Annotated in this window: 16 protein-coding genes and 1 pseudogene; 9 read left to right on the top strand and 8 right to left on the bottom strand. The window is 63.7% G+C overall.

Features of this window, described 5'->3' with window-relative positions; all coding sequences use genetic code 11:
• Nucleotides 1–27: 27 nt before the first annotated feature.
• Nucleotides 28–651, bottom strand: coding sequence for a Dps family protein (locus BLW48_RS03965; protein WP_093172770.1), 624 nt, complete (start codon nt 649–651; stop codon nt 28–30).
• Nucleotides 652–869: 218 nt separating this feature from the next.
• Between BLW48_RS03965 and BLW48_RS03960 the strand changes: the two genes are divergently transcribed.
• Nucleotides 870–1583: a glycosyltransferase family 2 protein gene (locus tag BLW48_RS03960; RefSeq protein WP_093083016.1), complete on the top strand. Its 714-nt coding sequence runs from the start codon at nt 870–872 to the stop codon at nt 1581–1583.
• A 4-nt stretch (nt 1584–1587) separates the two neighbouring features.
• A complete protein-coding gene (locus tag BLW48_RS03955) occupies nt 1588–1827 on the top strand; it encodes a hypothetical protein (RefSeq protein WP_093173260.1) in 240 nt (79 codons plus the stop codon).
• 483 nt (nt 1828–2310) lie between these two features.
• Here the strand turns inward: BLW48_RS03955 and BLW48_RS03945 are convergent, their stop codons facing one another.
• The 4 genes and pseudogenes from BLW48_RS03945 to BLW48_RS35765 form a co-directional block, all read right to left on the bottom strand.
• A complete protein-coding gene (locus tag BLW48_RS03945; protein ID WP_093083011.1) occupies nt 2311–2682 on the bottom strand; it encodes a response regulator in 372 nt (123 codons plus the stop codon).
• A 140-nt stretch (nt 2683–2822) separates the two neighbouring features.
• Nucleotides 2823–3056, bottom strand: coding sequence for a hypothetical protein (locus tag BLW48_RS03940; protein ID WP_143047717.1), 234 nt, complete (start codon nt 3054–3056; stop codon nt 2823–2825).
• 109 nt (nt 3057–3165) lie between these two features.
• On the bottom strand, nt 3166–3279 hold the full coding sequence (locus tag BLW48_RS03935) for a DUF3309 family protein (RefSeq protein WP_256330708.1): 114 nt from the start codon (nt 3277–3279) through the stop codon (nt 3166–3168).
• Nucleotides 3280–3316: 37 nt separating this feature from the next.
• Nucleotides 3317–3556, bottom strand: a pseudogene (locus BLW48_RS35765) (Crp/Fnr family transcriptional regulator); the annotation flags it as partial.
• Nucleotides 3557–4132: 576 nt separating this feature from the next.
• On the opposite strand from BLW48_RS35765, the gene BLW48_RS03925 reads away from it, so the two are divergent.
• From BLW48_RS03925 to BLW48_RS03895, 7 genes are all read left to right on the top strand, one after another.
• A complete protein-coding gene (locus tag BLW48_RS03925) occupies nt 4133–5170 on the top strand; it encodes an AraC family transcriptional regulator (RefSeq protein WP_093172764.1) in 1038 nt (345 codons plus the stop codon).
• Nucleotides 5171–5289: 119 nt separating this feature from the next.
• Entirely contained in the window at nt 5290–6630 is a 1341-nt protein-coding gene (locus BLW48_RS03920; protein WP_093172762.1) for an MFS transporter, read from the top strand.
• Nucleotides 6631–6764: 134 nt separating this feature from the next.
• Complete coding sequence (locus BLW48_RS03915) at nt 6765–7532, top strand: SDR family NAD(P)-dependent oxidoreductase (RefSeq protein ID WP_093172760.1); 768 nt, start codon at nt 6765–6767, stop codon at nt 7530–7532.
• 16 nt (nt 7533–7548) lie between these two features.
• Entirely contained in the window at nt 7549–8289 is a 741-nt protein-coding gene (locus BLW48_RS03910; protein ID WP_093172758.1) for a nitroreductase, read from the top strand.
• Nucleotides 8286–9938: an AMP-binding protein gene (locus BLW48_RS03905; RefSeq protein ID WP_093172756.1), complete on the top strand. Its 1653-nt coding sequence runs from the start codon at nt 8286–8288 to the stop codon at nt 9936–9938. The genes BLW48_RS03910 and BLW48_RS03905 overlap by 4 nt, the downstream gene beginning before the upstream one ends.
• Nucleotides 9931–10380, top strand: a complete 450-nt coding sequence (locus BLW48_RS03900) for a MaoC family dehydratase (RefSeq protein ID WP_093172754.1) — start codon at nt 9931–9933, stop codon at nt 10378–10380. The genes BLW48_RS03905 and BLW48_RS03900 overlap by 8 nt, the downstream gene beginning before the upstream one ends.
• Before the next feature lie 200 nt (nt 10381–10580).
• On the top strand, nt 10581–12095 hold the full coding sequence (locus BLW48_RS03895) for a tannase/feruloyl esterase family alpha/beta hydrolase (RefSeq protein WP_256330707.1): 1515 nt from the start codon (nt 10581–10583) through the stop codon (nt 12093–12095).
• 441 nt (nt 12096–12536) lie between these two features.
• Here BLW48_RS03895 and BLW48_RS03890 read toward each other — a convergent pair whose 3' ends face one another.
• From BLW48_RS03890 to aroE, 3 genes are all read right to left on the bottom strand, one after another.
• Entirely contained in the window at nt 12537–15983 is a 3447-nt protein-coding gene (locus BLW48_RS03890) for an autotransporter outer membrane beta-barrel domain-containing protein (RefSeq protein WP_093172750.1), read from the bottom strand.
• A gap of 328 nt (nt 15984–16311) precedes the next feature.
• On the bottom strand, nt 16312–16755 hold the full coding sequence (aroQ, locus tag BLW48_RS03885) for a type II 3-dehydroquinate dehydratase (RefSeq protein ID WP_093172748.1): 444 nt from the start codon (nt 16753–16755) through the stop codon (nt 16312–16314).
• 24 nt (nt 16756–16779) lie between these two features.
• Nucleotides 16780–17601 carry a shikimate dehydrogenase gene (gene aroE, locus BLW48_RS03880; RefSeq protein ID WP_093172746.1) on the bottom strand — a complete coding sequence of 274 codons (822 nt, stop codon included), beginning with the start codon at nt 17599–17601 and terminating at the stop codon, nt 16780–16782.
• Nucleotides 17602–17607 lie beyond the last annotated feature (6 nt).

The following is a 17607-nucleotide window of genomic DNA, read 5'->3' as shown; positions in this document are numbered from 1 at the left end:
CGGAGCCTTTGGCACCACCGGTCGGCGTCAGGCAGTCACCGGCGAGGCGGCGACCAAGTGCTCGGTCAGGAACCACACTTGCAGTTCGTTGGTGCGAAGCACGTTGCTGACGAACACGTCGTTGCTGCCGGCGTCGCCGGACTTGTCGACCTGCTCGGCCGCATCGCGCGCCGAGATGATGATCTGCTCATGCGCCTCGGCCAGCCGGCGCAATTGCACGGCAGCCGGTTCGCGCCCGCGCGGCGGCCTGGCGATCTTGGTGGCTTCGGCGATGTCGGGCGCCATGGCGAGCGCAACGCCGCCAAGCAGCTGAATCCGTTCGGCAACGATGTCTACCAGCAGCACCTGGCCTTCGTAGTGCTGGTCGTACATGAGGTGCAACTGGTTGAAGGTCGGGCCCACTACCTGCCAGTGATGCTTCTTGTACATGTCGCGCAGCGTGATCGTGTCAGCCAGGCACTGGTTCAGCAGCGCCACGCTTTGCTTGCAGACCTTCTCCGACAGCCCGTTGGGGAGCTTGATGATTTCCCCGTACCGTTGCGTCTCGTGGCTCTGCTGATGCAGGTTCGGCTTCACTTCCTTCGCTGACGCCGGGGTTGGCGAAGTCGGCGAGCCTGCCGCCTTTGACTTGCCGTTCTTTGATGCTGCCATGGGTACGCTCCTGAATTTGGAAGATCGACTTCTAGCACCCGTGCAATGGCCCGCGCGTAGTCCAGCCGCCCGCTTCGAGCGGCTGTTTTCCTTCGTCGAGCCCGGATGTCTGTCGCCTACAGACCCGCCGCGTTTCTCCTGACGTGGCGTGTACGGGCGGCTCTCTATCTTCGGTACTTGGCAGGCAATCCGATCTACAACGGCACGAGATCTCAACCATGCTAGGTATCGTCATCCCGGCGCACAACGAAGAGCAGCTCATTCGCGGATGCCTGTCGTCAGTGCGCATCGCATCGCAGCACCCCGCACTGATGGGGGAGCCCGTGGAGACGATCGTGGTGCTGGACGACTGCACGGACGCCACTGGCATTCTGGCGTCCAGCTGTGGCGCCATGACCGTCACCATTCGCGCGCGAAATGTCGGAGTGGCTCGGGCCGTGGGTGCGAAGGCTCTCCTGGCAAGGGGCGCGAGATGGCTTGCGTTCACCGATGCCGACACGCTGGTCTCGGAAGACTGGCTGGCGGCCCAACTTTCTCTTCAGACAGATGTTGTATGTGGAACGGTGTCCGTGCTGGACTGGTCGCCTCACGGGAGCCATGCAGCGCTGCTCGAGGCACATTTCCGGGAGACCTATTTCGACTGCGAATCTCATCGCCATGTGCATGGCGCAAACCTCGGCGTCTCGGCGGCGGCGTATCTTCGCGTCGGCGGGTTCAGGCACCTCGCGTGCAGCGAGGACGTCGCCCTGGTGAATGCGCTGGTCGATGCCGGCTGCAGCGTATCCTGGACTTCGCTGCCGCGGGTCGTGACCAGCGCTCGCACCGATGCACGGGCGCGTGGCGGCTTTGCGGGCGCGCTGCTGAATGCCGTGGCGCAACGCCTGGCCGAATCCGCAGGTGCCGCGATGCGACCGGCAATTGCTGGCGGGTGACGCCGTGAGTGAAGCCCTTGATCTGATCCAATGGCCGGCGTTCATCGCATCTCTCACGGCTGCTTGGCTAGTCGCATCCAGCGCGAAGCGACGCAGGAATATCGGCTTCTGGATTTTCCTGTTCAGCAATATGCTGTGGGTGGTCTGGGCCTTGCACACATCTGCCACGGCACTCGTTGCGCTTCAGGTTTGCCTGGCCGTGCTCAACGTTCGAGGTTTATTCAAAACGGATCCGCCGACATAGGTCCGCACTCTGCCGCCATCCGCGCAATTCATGTCGACGCAGCTTCCCGGCAAGAACTTGGCAGTCGCGCCCCCAAACCCCTGCGGCCGCACAGCGTGATGCCTTCTTTCAAAAACAGGGGAATGCAATGGCCGATCCGCCGCCTTACCAACGCTTCCACCAGGGCCGTGCAGCGGCCCAAATAGCGAGAGGGCGGGTGTCTAGTTCGTGATTCATTGCAGGAGCACTGCCGCGAAGCCGTCGGACTTCCACTTCGAGCGCGTGGGCGATGCCTCGGGCATCTCGATCGCCACGAAGCGCTCGTCGGCGCCATTCGGCAGCTTGGGCCGCCAATCCGTGTTGATCTGAGTTTTCCAGTTCCACCATGGAGAGGGATTTTTTATTGCTTATGGCAACTGGCTGTAGGCGGACGGAGTGTGCGCTTGTACGAAAAGATACAAATAGCTGTCTGCGCTTGCAGGCGCGCATCAATGGGACCTCCCGTCAATGCACGGCAGCGCAATAGGCGAGGAACTCATTGACCTCTGCTGCCTTATCGAAGACCGCATCGGCGCCCAGACGAATGCACTCCGCACGGTTGTCTGGAGAAGCCGCATTGGTCAACGCCACCACGATCCCTCTCTTCCCGCCGAGCGCTGAAAGGGCGGCCAACACGCCGAGCCCTGTGCCATGTTTCAGCAACAGGTCCACGACGAGAAGCTGCCATGCCTCTTCATTCGCCTGGAGCCAGGCCACAGCTTCGGTCTCGGAGAGCGCAGTACCTATTACCTCGGCCTGCAAGTAGCCCTCGAGCACAACCTTGAGGCTGTCTTGGATCAATGGCTCGTCTTCCACAATAAAAACGGCAAGCGTCATTTTGGGGAGCCTCCTGCGGATATCGACATCGAATGCGGGGGCGCATTGCCAATGTCCTGTAGAAGGTCGTGCTTTCGAGGAGGCCCTGTTGTAGGTAGACACCGCGTCAGCTTGTTGGCGCAGCAGCCAAGCCCGTCCCGTTATCGTGCGTCCGACGCCTCCAGATCGGCAGAGCGCTGTGTCGAGTTCAACAGGGAACAAGCACGCATCCTCAAGGCCGCTTCGCCCTTGGCCGTCACCCGTATCACCGTGGCCTGACCGGAGTAAGTTGTTCGCCCTTGGTAGTGCATGAACGGCGGAAGATCTGCCTCTATCAGTCTTGCAGCGCGCAGCAAATCACATTTCTCGATGTCCTCGTGCACGTCGATGGTCACTGGCATATCTGCGGAGCAAAGCCGCTCGAGCAATTGCATGGGCATTGCAGATCCTCGCATCGATGCAGGTCGACGTCGCCGGTTGATGAACTCGCTTGCACCGCAGTGCCTAGAGGCGTCCCGTCAACAACAAGACGATCAGCACGAGCACGACGACGCCGAGAATGCCGCTCGGACCGTAACCCCAGCTGCGGCTGTGCGGCCATGACGGAAACGCCCCGATCGGCCGCGTAGCAGCCGCACGCTGCCGCTTCCAGGCCGCTGCGATCAAGCACCTTGAGATCGCCACGGTGGTAAGCAATCAGCCCGCTGTGCTGCAAGGCGTTGGCAGCCACGGTGATGCCCACGCGTCGCACGCCGAGCATGTAGGCCAGGAATTCATGCGTCACGCGAAAGCTGTCGCAGTGGGCTCGGTCCTGGCTCATCAGCAGCCACCGGGCCGGACGTGGGCCGATCTGATGGAAGCGAAGACATGCGGCCGAGGTTGTCAGCTGGGCCATCAGCACGTAGAGGTAGCGACTCAGCACGCGCTGCAAGGCCACGCTGCGTTCGAGCTCCTTGCGGAAGGCACCCGCGTCGACGCGCCATGCCGTCCCCGCACCTTGCACAACCGCACGCAGGGGCGTTGTGCCCACCCCCAGCACGATTTGCGCGCTCAGCATGCCCTCGCGCCCGACCCTCCCGACTTCGAGCTCAGGGCTGCCTCCGGTCAACGTCAACAGCGAAATAAAGCCTTCCGTGGGGAAATAGGCGTAGCGCGTGTACTCGCCGGGCGAGCAGAGCACGTCGGCCAAGATCAATGGAATGGGTTCGCAGATGGCGAGGAAGCGCCGCCGGTCCTTCGCGGGAAGCAGTTCGATCACATGGTTCTCGACGGCGGTCAATCTCGCCCTCCGGTGCGTTGGCAGTCCGAACAAGTCTGCAACCGTCGTCAAAGTCGTGGGATCGAGCGAAGCGCACTCGCCTAGACTTGGGGCAGCGTGGTGCCGCCAGCGGCGCAACCGGGAGGCGTTGCCGCCCGCCCTGGATCGTGCTGAGCGCGCACACCTGATCAAAGCCATTCGCCGGAGACGAGCATGAAGTCCGCAGGACTGAAGGGAACCATCGGGATCGAACTCGTGCATGAAGCGCTTCATGCCGCGCAGCTTCGCAACATGGAGATCACCCATGTCCTTGAGCTCGCCAAGCTGGATCGCGAGTTGCTGAATTCTCCTCGCGCGCGCATCTCCGCAGCGGCGTATTCGCGCATGTGGGTCGCGCTTGCCGATCTGATGGACGACGAATTCTTCGGCTTGGACAGCCACGGGCTTCGGCGGGGAAGCTATGCGCTCATGACCCGTGCCGCTGTCAGCTCGCACAACCTCGAACACGCCCTGCGCCGCATTCTCAGATTTCTTCGATCGACGCTGGACGATTTTCGTGGCGAGTTGATCCGTACGGAAAGCGAAGCTCGCGTGATCCTCCACGACGGCGGCGTGCTGCGCCGGCTGTTCGGCTACGGCACCTGGTTCATCCTCGTGCACGGCCTGGCATGCTGGCTTGTGCATCGGCGCATTCCCTTGAGCGAGATGCAGTTTCGGTGCGCGCCTCCCGCCGACGACAGCCACTACCGCACACGGTTTTGCGACAACGTGAGCTTCAATGCCAAGACCACGCACATCGTGTTCGCGAGCGACCTGCTGGACCTGAAGATCGCGGAGACGCCCGAGACGGTCGACAGCTTTCTGCGGGCGGCGCCAGCCAACCTGCTGGTTCAATACCGCAACGACGCCAGTACAAGCGCCCAGATCCGAAAGAGTTTGCGCAGCCGGATGCCGGACGAGTGGCCGGAGCTGGAAAAGATCGCTCGGGAATTACGCCTTTCCAGTACAACCCTACAACGCAGGCTGCAACAAGAAGGGTTGAGCTATCAACGGTTGAAGGACGACCTGCGCCGGGACATCGCCATTGACTTGCTCTCGAGCGCGTCGCTGACCGTGGCGGAGGTTGCCGCTCAGACTGGATTCCAGGAAACGAGTGCGTTCCATCGCGCCTTCAAGAAGTGGACTGGCGTCAGCCCCGGCACCTATCGCTCCTCCAGCAACACGACGCAGGAATGCTCACCGCGCCCGTAGCTCCCGTGTCCTGACGCCCCGCCCATATCGAGGCCGTTGGGCATGGGCACCGAAGAGTTGCAGAAATAACCTCCGGTCGACGCCGCACAAAGCGGCCAACACTAACGACAGGAGACAACATGCAACAAGTCGATGTGCACGCCTTGGCGGGTCGATCGCGCTTCAATGGATTCCACGGGCTCGTTCTTTTCTGGTGCGTGCTGATCCTCATCATCGATGGCTATGACCTGGCCGTCGTCGGGGCAGCGCTCCCGTCGATCATGAAAGACATGGGGGTCGATGCAACGAGCGCCGGCGTCATGGCCGGCTCCGCGCTGCTCGGCACGATGCTGGGGGCCATCTTTCTTGGCACCTTGGCGGATCGAATCGGGCGCCCTCGCATGATCGCGGTGTGCGTTGCGCTCTTCAGCCTTTTCACCGCTGCGGCCGGTTTGACCAACGACCCGATCAGCTTCAGCGTCGCCCGCTTCATCGCCGGCCTGGGCATCGGGGGCGTGCTCCCCATCGTGACGGCGCAGATGGGCGAATTCGCTCCATCGAATCTGCGCACACGCCTGGTGACTCTGGTGTTTGCCGGCTATTCAGTGGGCGGCATTCTTGTCGCCCTGACCGCCAAGCAACTCATCGAAGGCTACGGGTGGCAGTGGGTTTTCTACGTGGCAGGGCTCCCTGTGCTTCTGATCCCGCTCATCCTCAAGACGATGCCGGAGTCGCTGTCGTTCCTCGTCAAGAAGGGTGACCAACGACAGCTCAGGGCGATGGCGGCAAGGATTGCGCCTGAGCAGTTGCATGCAGTGGACGCCATCTACGGTGGATCGCCCACCGACAAGGTGCGCGCAGCACCCATACGCAGCCTGTTCGAGGAAGGCCGCGGGCTCAGCACCGTGATGATCTGGGTCGCATTCATGACGGGCCTTTTCGTGGTCTACGCGCTGAACTCGTGGCTCACCAAACTGATGGCCATGGCGGGGTACAGCCTCGGCTCCGCCCTGAACTTTGTGATCGTCTTCAACGTCGGTGCCATTGTTGGCGCGATCGGTGGAGGCCTGCTGAGCGACAAGTTCAATATCAAGCACGTTCTGATCGGCTTCTATGCCGTAGGTGCCATATCGCTGACCGCACTCGCCTATACGAAGTCGACCGAGCTGCTGTTCCTGGCCGTGTTCATCGTTGGTGCTTCCACGTTGGGCACGCAACTCCTGGCCTATGCATACGCCGGCGATTTCTATTCGCCCGCGACACGGGCGACGGGCGTGGGCTTCGCATCCGGCGTTGGCCGCATCGGCGCCATCGTCGCGCCGGTTCTGATCGGTTGGCTTGTCTCCTTGAAGCTTCCCATGGAGCAGAACTTCATGGCGATCGCGGTTGCCGGGCTTCTAGGGGCTATCGCCGTCACGTTCGTGAACCAGTCGCGAGCCGACTCGACGCGCGCCAGCGCCGTGAACGCATTGGCCAGCTAGCAAGCAAAAGCCCGCATCGGAATGTCCGTATACCCCACGCTACTGACGTGATCGGACATGGCCGCAAAGGCACACGGTGGATAGAGTGAACCGACAAGGCGCCTGCCGGTGAGCAGGCGCGAAGGAGACAAGAATTGCAAGCAACAGATCGTGGTTTCGTGATCACGGGTGCAGGTTCCGGCCTGGGCGCAGCGACGGCCCGACGCCTGGTGAGAGCAGGGGCTTCCCTCCTTCTTTTGGACCGGGACATTGCCGCAGCGCAAGCCCTTTGCGATGAGCTGGGAAAGCGGTCCATTGCAGTCCGGGCCGACGTCACGTCCGCGGCCGATGTCGAGAACGCGCTGAGTCTGTTCCGCGAAGCCTTCGGCGACTTCCACGGCGCAGTCAACTGTGCCGGGGTGGCGCCCGCAGAGAAGGTGCTGGGGCGCGAGCGCCCCCACGACCTGGATGCCTTCGCGCGCACGATCCAGATCAATCTTGTCGGCACCTTCAATGTTCTGCGGCTTGCGGCCGCGCAGATTGCGAAGAACAGCGCCGCAGAAGACGGCGAGCGCGGCGTGATCGTCAACACGGCGTCGGTTGCCGCCTTCGATGGCCAGATTGGCCAGGCGGGATACGCCGCCTCCAAAGGGGGGATTGCCGCCATGACTTTGCCCGTTGCAAGGGAACTCGCGCGCGTGGGCATTCGGGTGGTGGCCGTGGCGCCGGGGATCATGGAGACGCCGATGCTTTCGGCCATGCCGGCCGAGGTGCAGCAAGCGCTTGGGCAGATGGTGCCTTTCCCTCCGCGCTTGGGTCGTCCGGACGAGTTCGCGGGCCTGGTGCTGCACATCATCGAAAACCAGTACCTCAACGGCGAGGTGATTCGTCTCGACGGTGCGATCCGGATGGCTCCCAAGTAAGACAAGGATTTTCCGAATGAACCGAGTGACCGCGCCCGCGTTGAGCGCAGAAGTCCTGAGAGAAGCCGTGGATTGGGCCATCTCCAGTCGGCGCAGCGTACGGGCTTTCCTGCCCACGCCCGTGCCTTCCGAGGAAGTCGAAGCCATTCTCTCGACGGCGCGTTACAGCGCCTCCGGCATGAACATGCAGCCTTGGCGCGTGCATGTGTTGACCGGCGAGGCGAAGGCGAAGCTGTCCGAGGCTCTGGCCGAGCTCGACGACGACCCGGAAGGTTCGCGGGACCTTCAGGAGCCCTATGACTACTACCCGCGCGAATGGTTTTCCCCGTATATAGAACGGCGCCGAAAAGTCGGTTGGGACCTGTATGGCCTGCTGGGAATAGCCAAGGGCGACAAGGAGCGCATGCACAAGCAGCATGGGCGCAACTATCGCTTCTTTGACGCTCCCGTCGGGCTCTTCTTCACCGTGAATCGCGAACTCGCGGAAGGAAGCCTGCTGGACTACGGCATGTTCCTGCAGAGCGTGATGATCGCTGCGAGGGCGCGGAATATTCACACCTGCCCTCAGGCAGCGTTCCTCAAGTTTCACCGCCAGATCGCCGACTTCCTGGAGATTCCCGTAGGGCAGATGCTCGTGTGCGGCATGAGCCTTGGCTATGCCGACCCAGCTTCCATCGAGAACTCGCTCGTCACCGAGCGCGAGCCGGTGTCGACCTTCACGACGTTTCACCACACCGCCAAGGAGACAAGACCATGAGTGCGAAGTCCTATGGAACGGGCCTTGACCGCTGCGAAGCGAACCATGTGCCACTGACGCCGCTTGGCTTCCTGGATAGGGCCGCCCTCGTGCATCCGAAGCGCGTGGCGGTGGTGCATGGCGATCTGACGCGGACGTGGGAGCAGACACGCGAGCGCTGCTATCGCCTCGCGTCGGCACTTGTCGCGCGGGGCATCGAGCCGAGCGACACCGTCTCCGTCCTCGCGCCCAACACACCGGCCATGCTGGAAGCGCATTTCGGCGTGCCGCTGGCTGGTGCGGTCCTCAACGCCATCAATCACCGTTTGGACGCGGAGGGAATCGCGTTCATCCTGCGGCACGGCGAGTGCAGGCTGCTGCTGGTCGATCGCGAGTTCTCCGCTGTCGTCGCCGCGGCGCTGAAGAAGCTCGACCATCCGCCTTCGGTGATCGATATCGAAGATCATCTGGCACCGCCAGGCGAGCGCATCGGCGAGGCCGACTACGAATCGCTGCTCGCAAGTGGCGATCCGGATTTCGCGGGCCGCTGGCCGTCTGACGAGTGGCAGCCCATCGCCCTGAACTACACCTCCGGCACGACTGGCGATCCCAAGGGCGTGGTCGTCAGCCACCGCGGCACTTACCTGATGAGCCTGCTCCAGAACACGAACTGGGCCGTTCCCCGGGCGCCGAGGTATCTGTGGACGCTGCCCATGTTCCATGCGAACGGCTGGTGCTTCACGTGGGCCATCACGGCAGCAGCCGGCACGCATGTCTGCCTGCGCCGGGTGTCCGCCGAAGCGGTGCTGCAGGCGATCGACGTGCACCAGGTCGATCATCTCTGTGCCGCACCGATCGTCATGGCCATGCTGGCGGACTCTTCGCGGCACACCAGGTTGAGCCGGCCGGTGCGTGTACTGACCGCCGGATCGCCTCCGCCGATCTCCGTGCTGGACGCGGTGTTGGCCATGGGCTTCGACGTGGAGCATGTCTTCGGCATCACAGAGGTATCCGGCACGCCGGTGAGCTGTGTCTGGCAGGACGGGTGGGACGACCTCCCGCCGGCCGATCGAGGCAAGCTCAGAGTGAGGCAGGGCGCGAGGGCCGCCATGTTCGAAGGCCTCATGGTCGGCGACGCGGACACGCTCGATCCTGTTCCTCGGGACGGCAAGACCGTCGGTGAATTGATGCTGCGCGGAAACACGGTGATGATGGGCTACTTCAAGAACGAAGCGGCCACGCGCAAGGCACTCGCGGGCGGCTGGTTCCGCACCGGCGACGTCGCGGTGCTCCATGAGAACGGCTATGCCCAGATCACCGACCGTTCGAAGGACGTGATCATCTCGGGCGGAGAGAACATCTCGTCCGTCGAAGTCGAAGACGTGATTCATGGACATCCAGCGGTGCTGCACGCCGCCGTGGTCGCTCAGCCAGACCCGAAATGGGGCGAAGTCCCTTGCGTCTTCATTGAACTGCGAGCCGGCGTTGCAGCACCGACCGAAGAGGAGATATTGAATTTCTGCCGCGAACGCCTGGCCCACTTCAAATGTCCGCGCCGCGTGGTGTTCACAGGCCTCCCCAAGACCGCGACCGGAAAAATCCAGAAGTTCCGATTGCGCCAGGAAGCGGGAAGCACGGAAGCCATCACCAGGTTGGCAACTCATGATTGAGTGCATGCCGGCGGTGGGCCCCGCGATCCAGGCTGGGTACTGCTTCTCGCGCGTCCATCGCTTCGATGACGAGCAGGTTCGCACGTTTGCACGGGCAGCGGGGGACGAGAACCCGCTGCACCACGACGCAGACTTCGCGCGCAACACGCGATTCGGTGGACTGATCGCGAGCGGGGCGCATACGACCTCACTCTTGATGGGCTTGGTCGGGTCTCACTTCGCCAAGAGGGGCCATGTCCTGGGCATGAGCTTTTCGGTCGATCTGCTGTATCCCGTATTCGCAACTGAGACCGTGACCCTGGCGTGGGTCGTGACATCCACATCGGCCGCCGCCCGCCGGAAGAACGGAAGCGTTCTCGAACTGGAGGGTTCGATGAAGGACGCGAATGGGCGGGTCAGCGTGCTCGCGTACGGCAGGGTCTTGTTCGATCCGGAACTCTAAGTCGAGGTCACGCCCCGAGGGGTGACCCGTTTCGCTCGGGCAAGCAGGCGCCTGCCCATTCTTAAAACGAGCTATTGGAGACAGAAATGATCAATCTAGATGGGCCCTCTCGCGCTTGGCCAGGGGCCGCTGCCAAAGCACATCGTGCAAGCAAATCGGCTCCTGGACGCCCTCTGAAGAAGGCAGCCGCGCTCTTGCTGGTGGCACCCCTTTTGTTGGTTGCTTGCGGTGGCGGTTCTTCGGGAGCAGCGCCTGCGGTGCCAGTGGTGGCCAAGTCGGCCGAGGCCGCGTGCATGGAGTTGCAGGGCCAGGCTTTCGAAGGTGCTGTCGTTGCCAAGGCGCAGTTTTTTCCGAAGGCGGGAGCAGTTCCCGAGAACTGCCTCGTACGCGGCGAGATGCCCAAAGATCTGGCCTTCGAAGTCAGGATACCAACGGCGTGGAACCATCGGACCGTCTTCATGGGGGGCGGCGGATTCGATGGTGTGATTACCGCCAGCGCGTCCAGCCCGGGCGTGGCCGAGAGGGGTTATGCCACGATCGCGACGAACCACGGGCACACCGGGTCGAGCCTTGAGGGAAGTTTCGCCCTGGATGCCGACATGCTCAACGACTACGCGTACCTGGCGGTGGCACGGGTGCTTCCTGCGGCAAAGGCGATCATGAAGGCCCGCCTGGGCAGCGCAGAAGTCGCCGGCGCGAAGATGGTGTACGAAGGTTGCTCCGGCGGTGGACGCCAAGGCCTGATCCAGGCGCAACGGTATCCAGACGCGTTCGACGGCGTCATTTCGCGCGCACCCGCGAATGCCTACACGCCACAGTTCCTCTACTACCAAAAGCAGATGAAGCAGTTAGCCAAGCCCGGCGCAGCCCTGAGCAAGGCGAAGGTCCAGACCATTGCCAATGCCGTGATGGGCCAGTGCGACGGACTCGACGGGCTCAAAGACAATGTTATCGGTCGGCCCGACCTTTGCACGTTCAACCTGTCCGCGCTCAAGTGCACAGGCGCCGAGTCGGATTCGTGCCTGACGGATTCCCAACTGGAATCGGCCAGGACGATGTACGAGCCCACCAGCGTGGCAGGGGGGCGCTACAAATGGCCGGGATTTCCCTTTGGAGGAGAAACGGCCGACCCGGCGCTTCTGCAAGCCTGGGGTGGACTCGGCCCGATGCTGCTTGGCGGCGACTTCATGAAGTACTTCGTCGCCCAGAGCGCGACCGCGGATCCCCTGCAGATCGACCCGGCGCAGTACACATCGCGTCTCGACTATCTCGTCGGCTTGATCGATGCGGTGAACCCGGACCTCTCGCGGTTCAGGGCACATGGGGGCAAGTTGCTGCTTTGGCATGGCCTGACGGATTGGTTGATCACGCCGCATAACACCACGGACTACTACAACAAGGTGATTGCCTCGGCGGGTGGCCAGACCGCGGCGGACCAATTTGTCGAGTACTACCAGGCGCCTGGCGTCGATCACTGCGCCAACGGGCTCGGTGTCGGAAAAGGCGCTGACCAGGTTGACCTGGTCGGGCCCATGTTCGACTGGGTCGAAAAGGGCGTGAAGCCGGCGAGCAAGAAAATCGTAGCGACCAATAGCTTGGCAGCGCCGGGGACCAAAGCCATGCAACGCCCGCTCTGCAAGTATCCGCAGTTCGCAAAGTACAACGGTAGCGGCGATCCAGACGCTGAATCAAGCTTCATCTGCACGCCCCCGTAGCCACCCGATCAGCCATTCGGCCGCAACCCTGACCCGGCGGGGGCGGCAGAAATCTTTGGCTAACCAGCGGCTGTTGATTGGAGTGAACCCCTGGGGCTGGACCACTGGGGTAAATCAGAGCTGACTACGCTGGCCGGGCCTTCAAAGGGATGTCTACTACGGCCTTGGCTACCTGCGAGCCAATGTCGCAGAGAAGAAGCATGAAGCACTCGCCTGCGACATCGACCGCGCACAAGGCCTCATGTGCGGAGAGACCTGGGGCGCCGACCGTTAGCGCAGGAGGTGTCAAGCACGCACCTGCGGCAGGACTGGTGTCCCCCAATTCGCCGCCTGCCACCTCTACTCCCCCGGCAAGCGAAGACCGTCACTTGCCAGACTTGGGTAGCCGCTGCGGGCACCCGCGCCGCACCAGGAACCGATGATTCCTGACGCGGCGTCCCCTCACCACTTCATGCGCAGCCCGATCGAGCCCTGCAGGGAGGTCTTCACATCCGTTGCGCCGCCCGAGGCCCACAGCTTGCCGACTTCGCCGTAGATGCTGGTGGTCTGGTTCAGCGCCAGGGTGAGGCCGCCGGCCAGTTCGCTGACAGTGGAGCCGGTGCGGCTCGTGATGTCGGTCGTGGCGGCAGGTCCGATGAAGCGGGCGACGTCGGCGCCGCCGCTCGCCTTGTAGATGTTGAAGCGGCCGTACGGCTGCAGCGTGCCGAGGCTCGTGGAGATCTCGCCCTTCACGCGCACGCCGACGCGCGCGATCCAGCCGTCGTCGCTGTCCTGCCGCACGTTCGCACCGGAGATCGCGATGTCGTCCAGGCTGAGGTGCTGGCGAATCAGCTGCAGTTGCGGCTCGATCTTCCAGCCGCTGTCGCCCATTGCGAATGCCTGGCCCACTTCGATGGATGCCGTCAGGCTGTCGCCCTTGCCCGAGCTGCGCTGAGTCGACAGCGGCTCCACGGTGTAACGGTGCCGCCCGGCCTGCAGCACGGCGTCGGCGTAGAAGCCCGAGTCGGCAGTCCAGGTGCCGTAGGCGCCCAGGTACTGGCTGCGCAGGTCGTTGGAACCGACGGCCAGGTTGGCGATACCACTCGCAAAGCCGCTGACCCTGACGCTGCCGTCGAGCTGGCCGACGTACACGCCGGCACGCCAGTTCGATGTGGCGAACAGATCGGTGCCGGCCTGGAAGCCCTTGACGTTGCCCTTGCTGTGCGGGTCGACGGTGCCTTGCTGGCGGATGTCGATGTCGGTGGCGATCACGCGGCCCCAGGCGCGGCGCTCGGTGTCGGTCGATGCTGCGGCGCTTGCCTTGACATCGTCGTCGCCGATGCGTTGGTGCAGGTTGCCGATCATGGCCAGATCCGCCTGGCGTACCTGGCTGGGCAGCGCGGAGAGCAACGGGACTTCGGCTCGGTAGGCCGGCACTTGCACGGCGCTCGTGCCGGTACCGCCCGTTGTGCCGCCCGTCGATCCGCCCGTGCCCGTCGTTGCCGTGGTGGTCGATCGCAGGTACCAGTTCTCGCCGGCGCCGCTGGCGTCGGCGGCATACAGGCGGTACTCGTAGGCGCCCGCATCCACGTGGCCGCCCGCGAGCGAGAACGCATCCTTGGTAGTCTGCGCGGTGGTGGTGGCGCCGCTGAGCGCCGAGACCACTTCGATGCCGTTGCCCGTGGTCAGCGCGCCCAGGCCACCGAGCTGGGTGATCTGCACGCTGGTCCTGCCGCTGGCCGAGGCGCTTGCACCGTTGAGCACCAGCCGGTCGCTCACGCTGGTGCTGTCGCCCAGGAAGGTGCCCAGCCGCAGCACGCCGTTGTTGCCCACATAGGCGCCGTTGACGGTGAGGGTGGTGCCTGGTGTGGTGCCTACCAAGGTGACAGTGCCGCTGTTGGCGAGCGAGGCAACCGTCTGGCTGAAGCCTGCAAGGTCGAGCGTGGCGCCGCTTTGCACGGTGTGCGCCGAGGCTGCGCTGAAGGTGCCGGCGACGCCGGCTTTCAGGGTGCCTTCGGCCACATCGGTCGCGCCGGTATAGCTGTTGGAGCCCGAGAGCGTGAGGGTGCCGCTGCCGATCTTGGTGATGAAGCCGCCGCCGGTGATGTTGCCGCTGAGCGTGGCGCTGAAGCTGCCGGTGTCGATCACCGGGTCGTTGTTGCCGGTCAGCACCACGGCGTTGGCGAGGTTCAGGCCATCGGCCGCGAAGCCGAGCGTGGTGCCGTCGTCCATCGCCAGCGTGCCGGTGCCCAGCGCCAGGTTGTTGCCGACGTTCAGCCGGCCTTGCTTGAGCGCGGTGCCGCCGCCGTAGCTGTTGGCCGCGGTGAGCGTCGTGGTGCCGGCGCCTTCCTTGACGAGCGAGCCGGTGCCGCTGATGGTGCCCGACAACGTGAGCGCGTCCGAGCGGTTGATGACCAGCGTCGCGTTGTTCAGGACGTTGCCCACGATGCTGCCCGTGGTGCCGCCGTTGCCGAGTTGCAGCGTGCCGGCACTGATGACGGTGCCGCCGGCGTAGGTGTTGTCGGCGGTGAGGATCGTCGTGCCCGTGCCGGCCTGCACAAGCGCGCCGGAGCCGCTGATGGTGCCCGACAGCGTCAGCGCGTTCGAGCGCTGGACGGTCAACGTCGCGTTGTCGACGATGTTGCCTTTTACCGAGCCGGTGGTGCCGCCGCTGCCAAGCTGCAGCACACCGGCGCTGATCGTGGTGGTGCCGGTGAAGGCCTGGTCCTGCGTCAGCGTGAGCGTGCCCGCGCCGGTCTTCTCGATGCCGCCCGTGCCGCTCACGAGGCCGGCGTAGGTTGCGTTGTCGGGCTGGGCGAAACGCACGAGCCCGTTGTCGGTGATTGCTGCCGGCGCGAATTGCGCGCTGCTTTGCAGCACACCGCCCGAACCGACGGTCATGCTGCCCGTATAGGTGCTGGCATTGGCGCCCAGGATCAGGGTGCCGCCATTGACGGTCGCGCTGGTAATGCCCGATGACGGCAGCGCCACATTGAAAGTCCAGACCCCGGCATTGCTCTGCAGCGTCTGGAACCCGGCCAGGGAAAGCGGTGCAAACGTCGAGGCGCCGCCGTCTTCGCTTTCGAGCGTGAGAAGGTTGGCGCCGCCTCCACCGCTGATGTTGCCGGTGATCGAGGAGCCCGTGTAGGCATGCAACGCATCGTTGCCGTTTGCGAAGTTGAGCGACCCGATGACGCTGCCCTTGTTGGTGAAATCGACGGCAGAGGTGCCATTGGCACCGAACACCGTGGCGGTGCCGGGGTTGCTGCTGCCCGCCACATAGCCCGCTTCCATCGTGCCGGTGTTCACGATGGTGTTGTTGCCGGAGTTCGCCTGGAACCAGATCGCCGCATGGGTCGATCGCACGGTTCCGTGATTGATGATCGTGTTGCCGCTGCCGACGGGGTTGATGGCCTCCGAATTGCCGGCGCTTCCATCCGCGAAGACGTTGGCGCCTTGCTCGATGGTGATGGTGCTGTTGCTGTTGAACTCGACGGTGTTGGCGCCGATGCCGCCTGGGTACGGACTGTTTCCGTTGGTGGAGCTGTTCTGGACCGTGGCGCCGCTGCGAACCGTGATGGTGGCATTGTTGCCAAGGCTGATCGCGGAGCTGTTGCCCGTGCTGACCAATGCACCCGACTGGACATCCACCGAGGTGTTGTCAGCCGTGGCCGGTCCCGTCCCGACGGTCGTGCCTTGCGTTCCTCCCGCCGAACTGCAGGCGATGGCCGCACCCGTGGCCACGCAATCCGCCGCGGCCGGCATTGACACCGTGGCCAGAGCCAGTGTCACCGCTGCGCCTGCCGCGCTCACAGTGGCGCGAGCCTTCGCATGACCACGACTCAATTCAGAAGCTACTGTCCATGCTGCGAGAGCATCGTTCCACACGATTCGAAAGACTTTGTTCATGATGTTCCTGGTTGATTCCGCCGCCGCGGAGTAGCGACGCAATCCAAGCCAAGATCAGGGAGAACGGCCCTTGCCGAACAAGCCCTCAGTACTGGAGCGTCTAGCGTGAGGGCGCGAGCATATGTAACAAGTGGTCGCGCGGGGCGATGCTTTGTTAACTCTAGTTAACTTTTATTAACTAGTTCACACATATAACGGGATTTCGCTTCAAAACCTTGTTGCCTGGGCCCGACAGGGCTTGGAGGACGACGTCGATCATGGTCCTCAATACAACCCCGTCAGACGGAGCGGAGACAGGCGAGGGCCGACACACCAACCGACGTGAACATCATTGCGCGTGCGCGGCAACTGATACCACGGCACGCAGACCGAGCAGGTAGCTGTCCACGCCAAAGCCGCAGATCTGTCCTTTCACGATCTCGGCGAATACCGAGTGATGGCGAAACGTCTCGCGCGCGTGGATGTTCGACATGTGCAGTTCGACCACAGGCACGGTGAGGATCGCCAGTGCGTCGCGAATGCCGTAGCTGTAGTGCGTCCAGGCACCGGCGTTGATGAGCACCGCGTCCACGCCCTCGGTGAAGCCGCGGTGGATGCGCTCGCACATCGCGCCTTCGCTGTTGGTCTGGAAGCTCTCGACCTCGGTGCCGAGTTCCCTGCCAAGTGCCTGCAACTGCGCATCGATCTCCGACAACGTCACCGTGCCGTACTGCTTCGGGTCGCGCTTGCCGAACATGTTGTGGTTGATGCCGTGCAGCATGAGGATCTTCATGGGGGTCGTCTCCTGCTCGTCGGGTCAGACCAGGGGAATGGTCATGCGGTCGATAAGGCTGCGCGTGTCGGGCCGCACGCCGCGCCACCACAGGAAGGCTTCCGCAGCTTGTTCCACCAGCATGCCGACGCCGTCGGCCAGCTTCGGCACGCCGGCGTTCTGCGCCAGCCGCAGGAAGGGCGTCAGGCCCTTGCCGTAGGCAAGCTCGTAGGCCAGCTTCGCACCCTGCAGCGCCTGCGCGGGCAGGGGCGGCAATTCGGCCCTGAGGCTCGCGGAGGTGCCGTTGATGACGATGTCGAATCGCTCGCCTGCCAGATCGCCGTAGCCGCAGCCTTGCACGCGGCCGTGCCCGGCGAACTGTTTTGCCAGGTCGACGGCCTTGGCCTGCGTGCGGTTCGCCAGCACTACCACGGCTGGTTGTCGCGCGAGAAACGGCTGCAGTGCGCCACGCACCGCACCGCCCGCGCCGAGCACCAGCATGCGCGCGCCCTCGAGCGGGAAGCCCAGGTTGCGCTGGATGTCGTTGGTCAGGCCCACGCCGTCGAAGTTGTCGGCAAGGATGCGGTCGCCATCGAACTTGAGCGCGTTGGTGGCGCCTGCGAGTTCGGCGCGTTCGAGCCGTTCAGTGGCCAGTGCATAGGCCTGCAGCTTGAACGGGGCGGTGACGTTCATTCCGCGCCCGCCCGCCTTGCGAAATGCGTGCACGTCGTCGGCGAAGCGCTCCAGCGAGCCTTCGATCGCGCTGTAGTCGATGTCCTGGCCGGTCGCCTGCGCGAAGCTGCCGTGGATCATCGGCGACTTGGTGTGTCCTATCGGGTTGCCGATCACGGCGTACTTGTCGGTCATCGCTGT

This window comes from Variovorax sp. YR266, from assembly GCF_900107295.1.
Taxonomy (GTDB): Bacteria; Pseudomonadota; Gammaproteobacteria; order Burkholderiales; family Burkholderiaceae_C; genus Variovorax.
The sequence above is the reverse complement of the archived record's forward strand: the minus strand, read 5'-3'. Positions and strand labels throughout refer to the sequence as shown.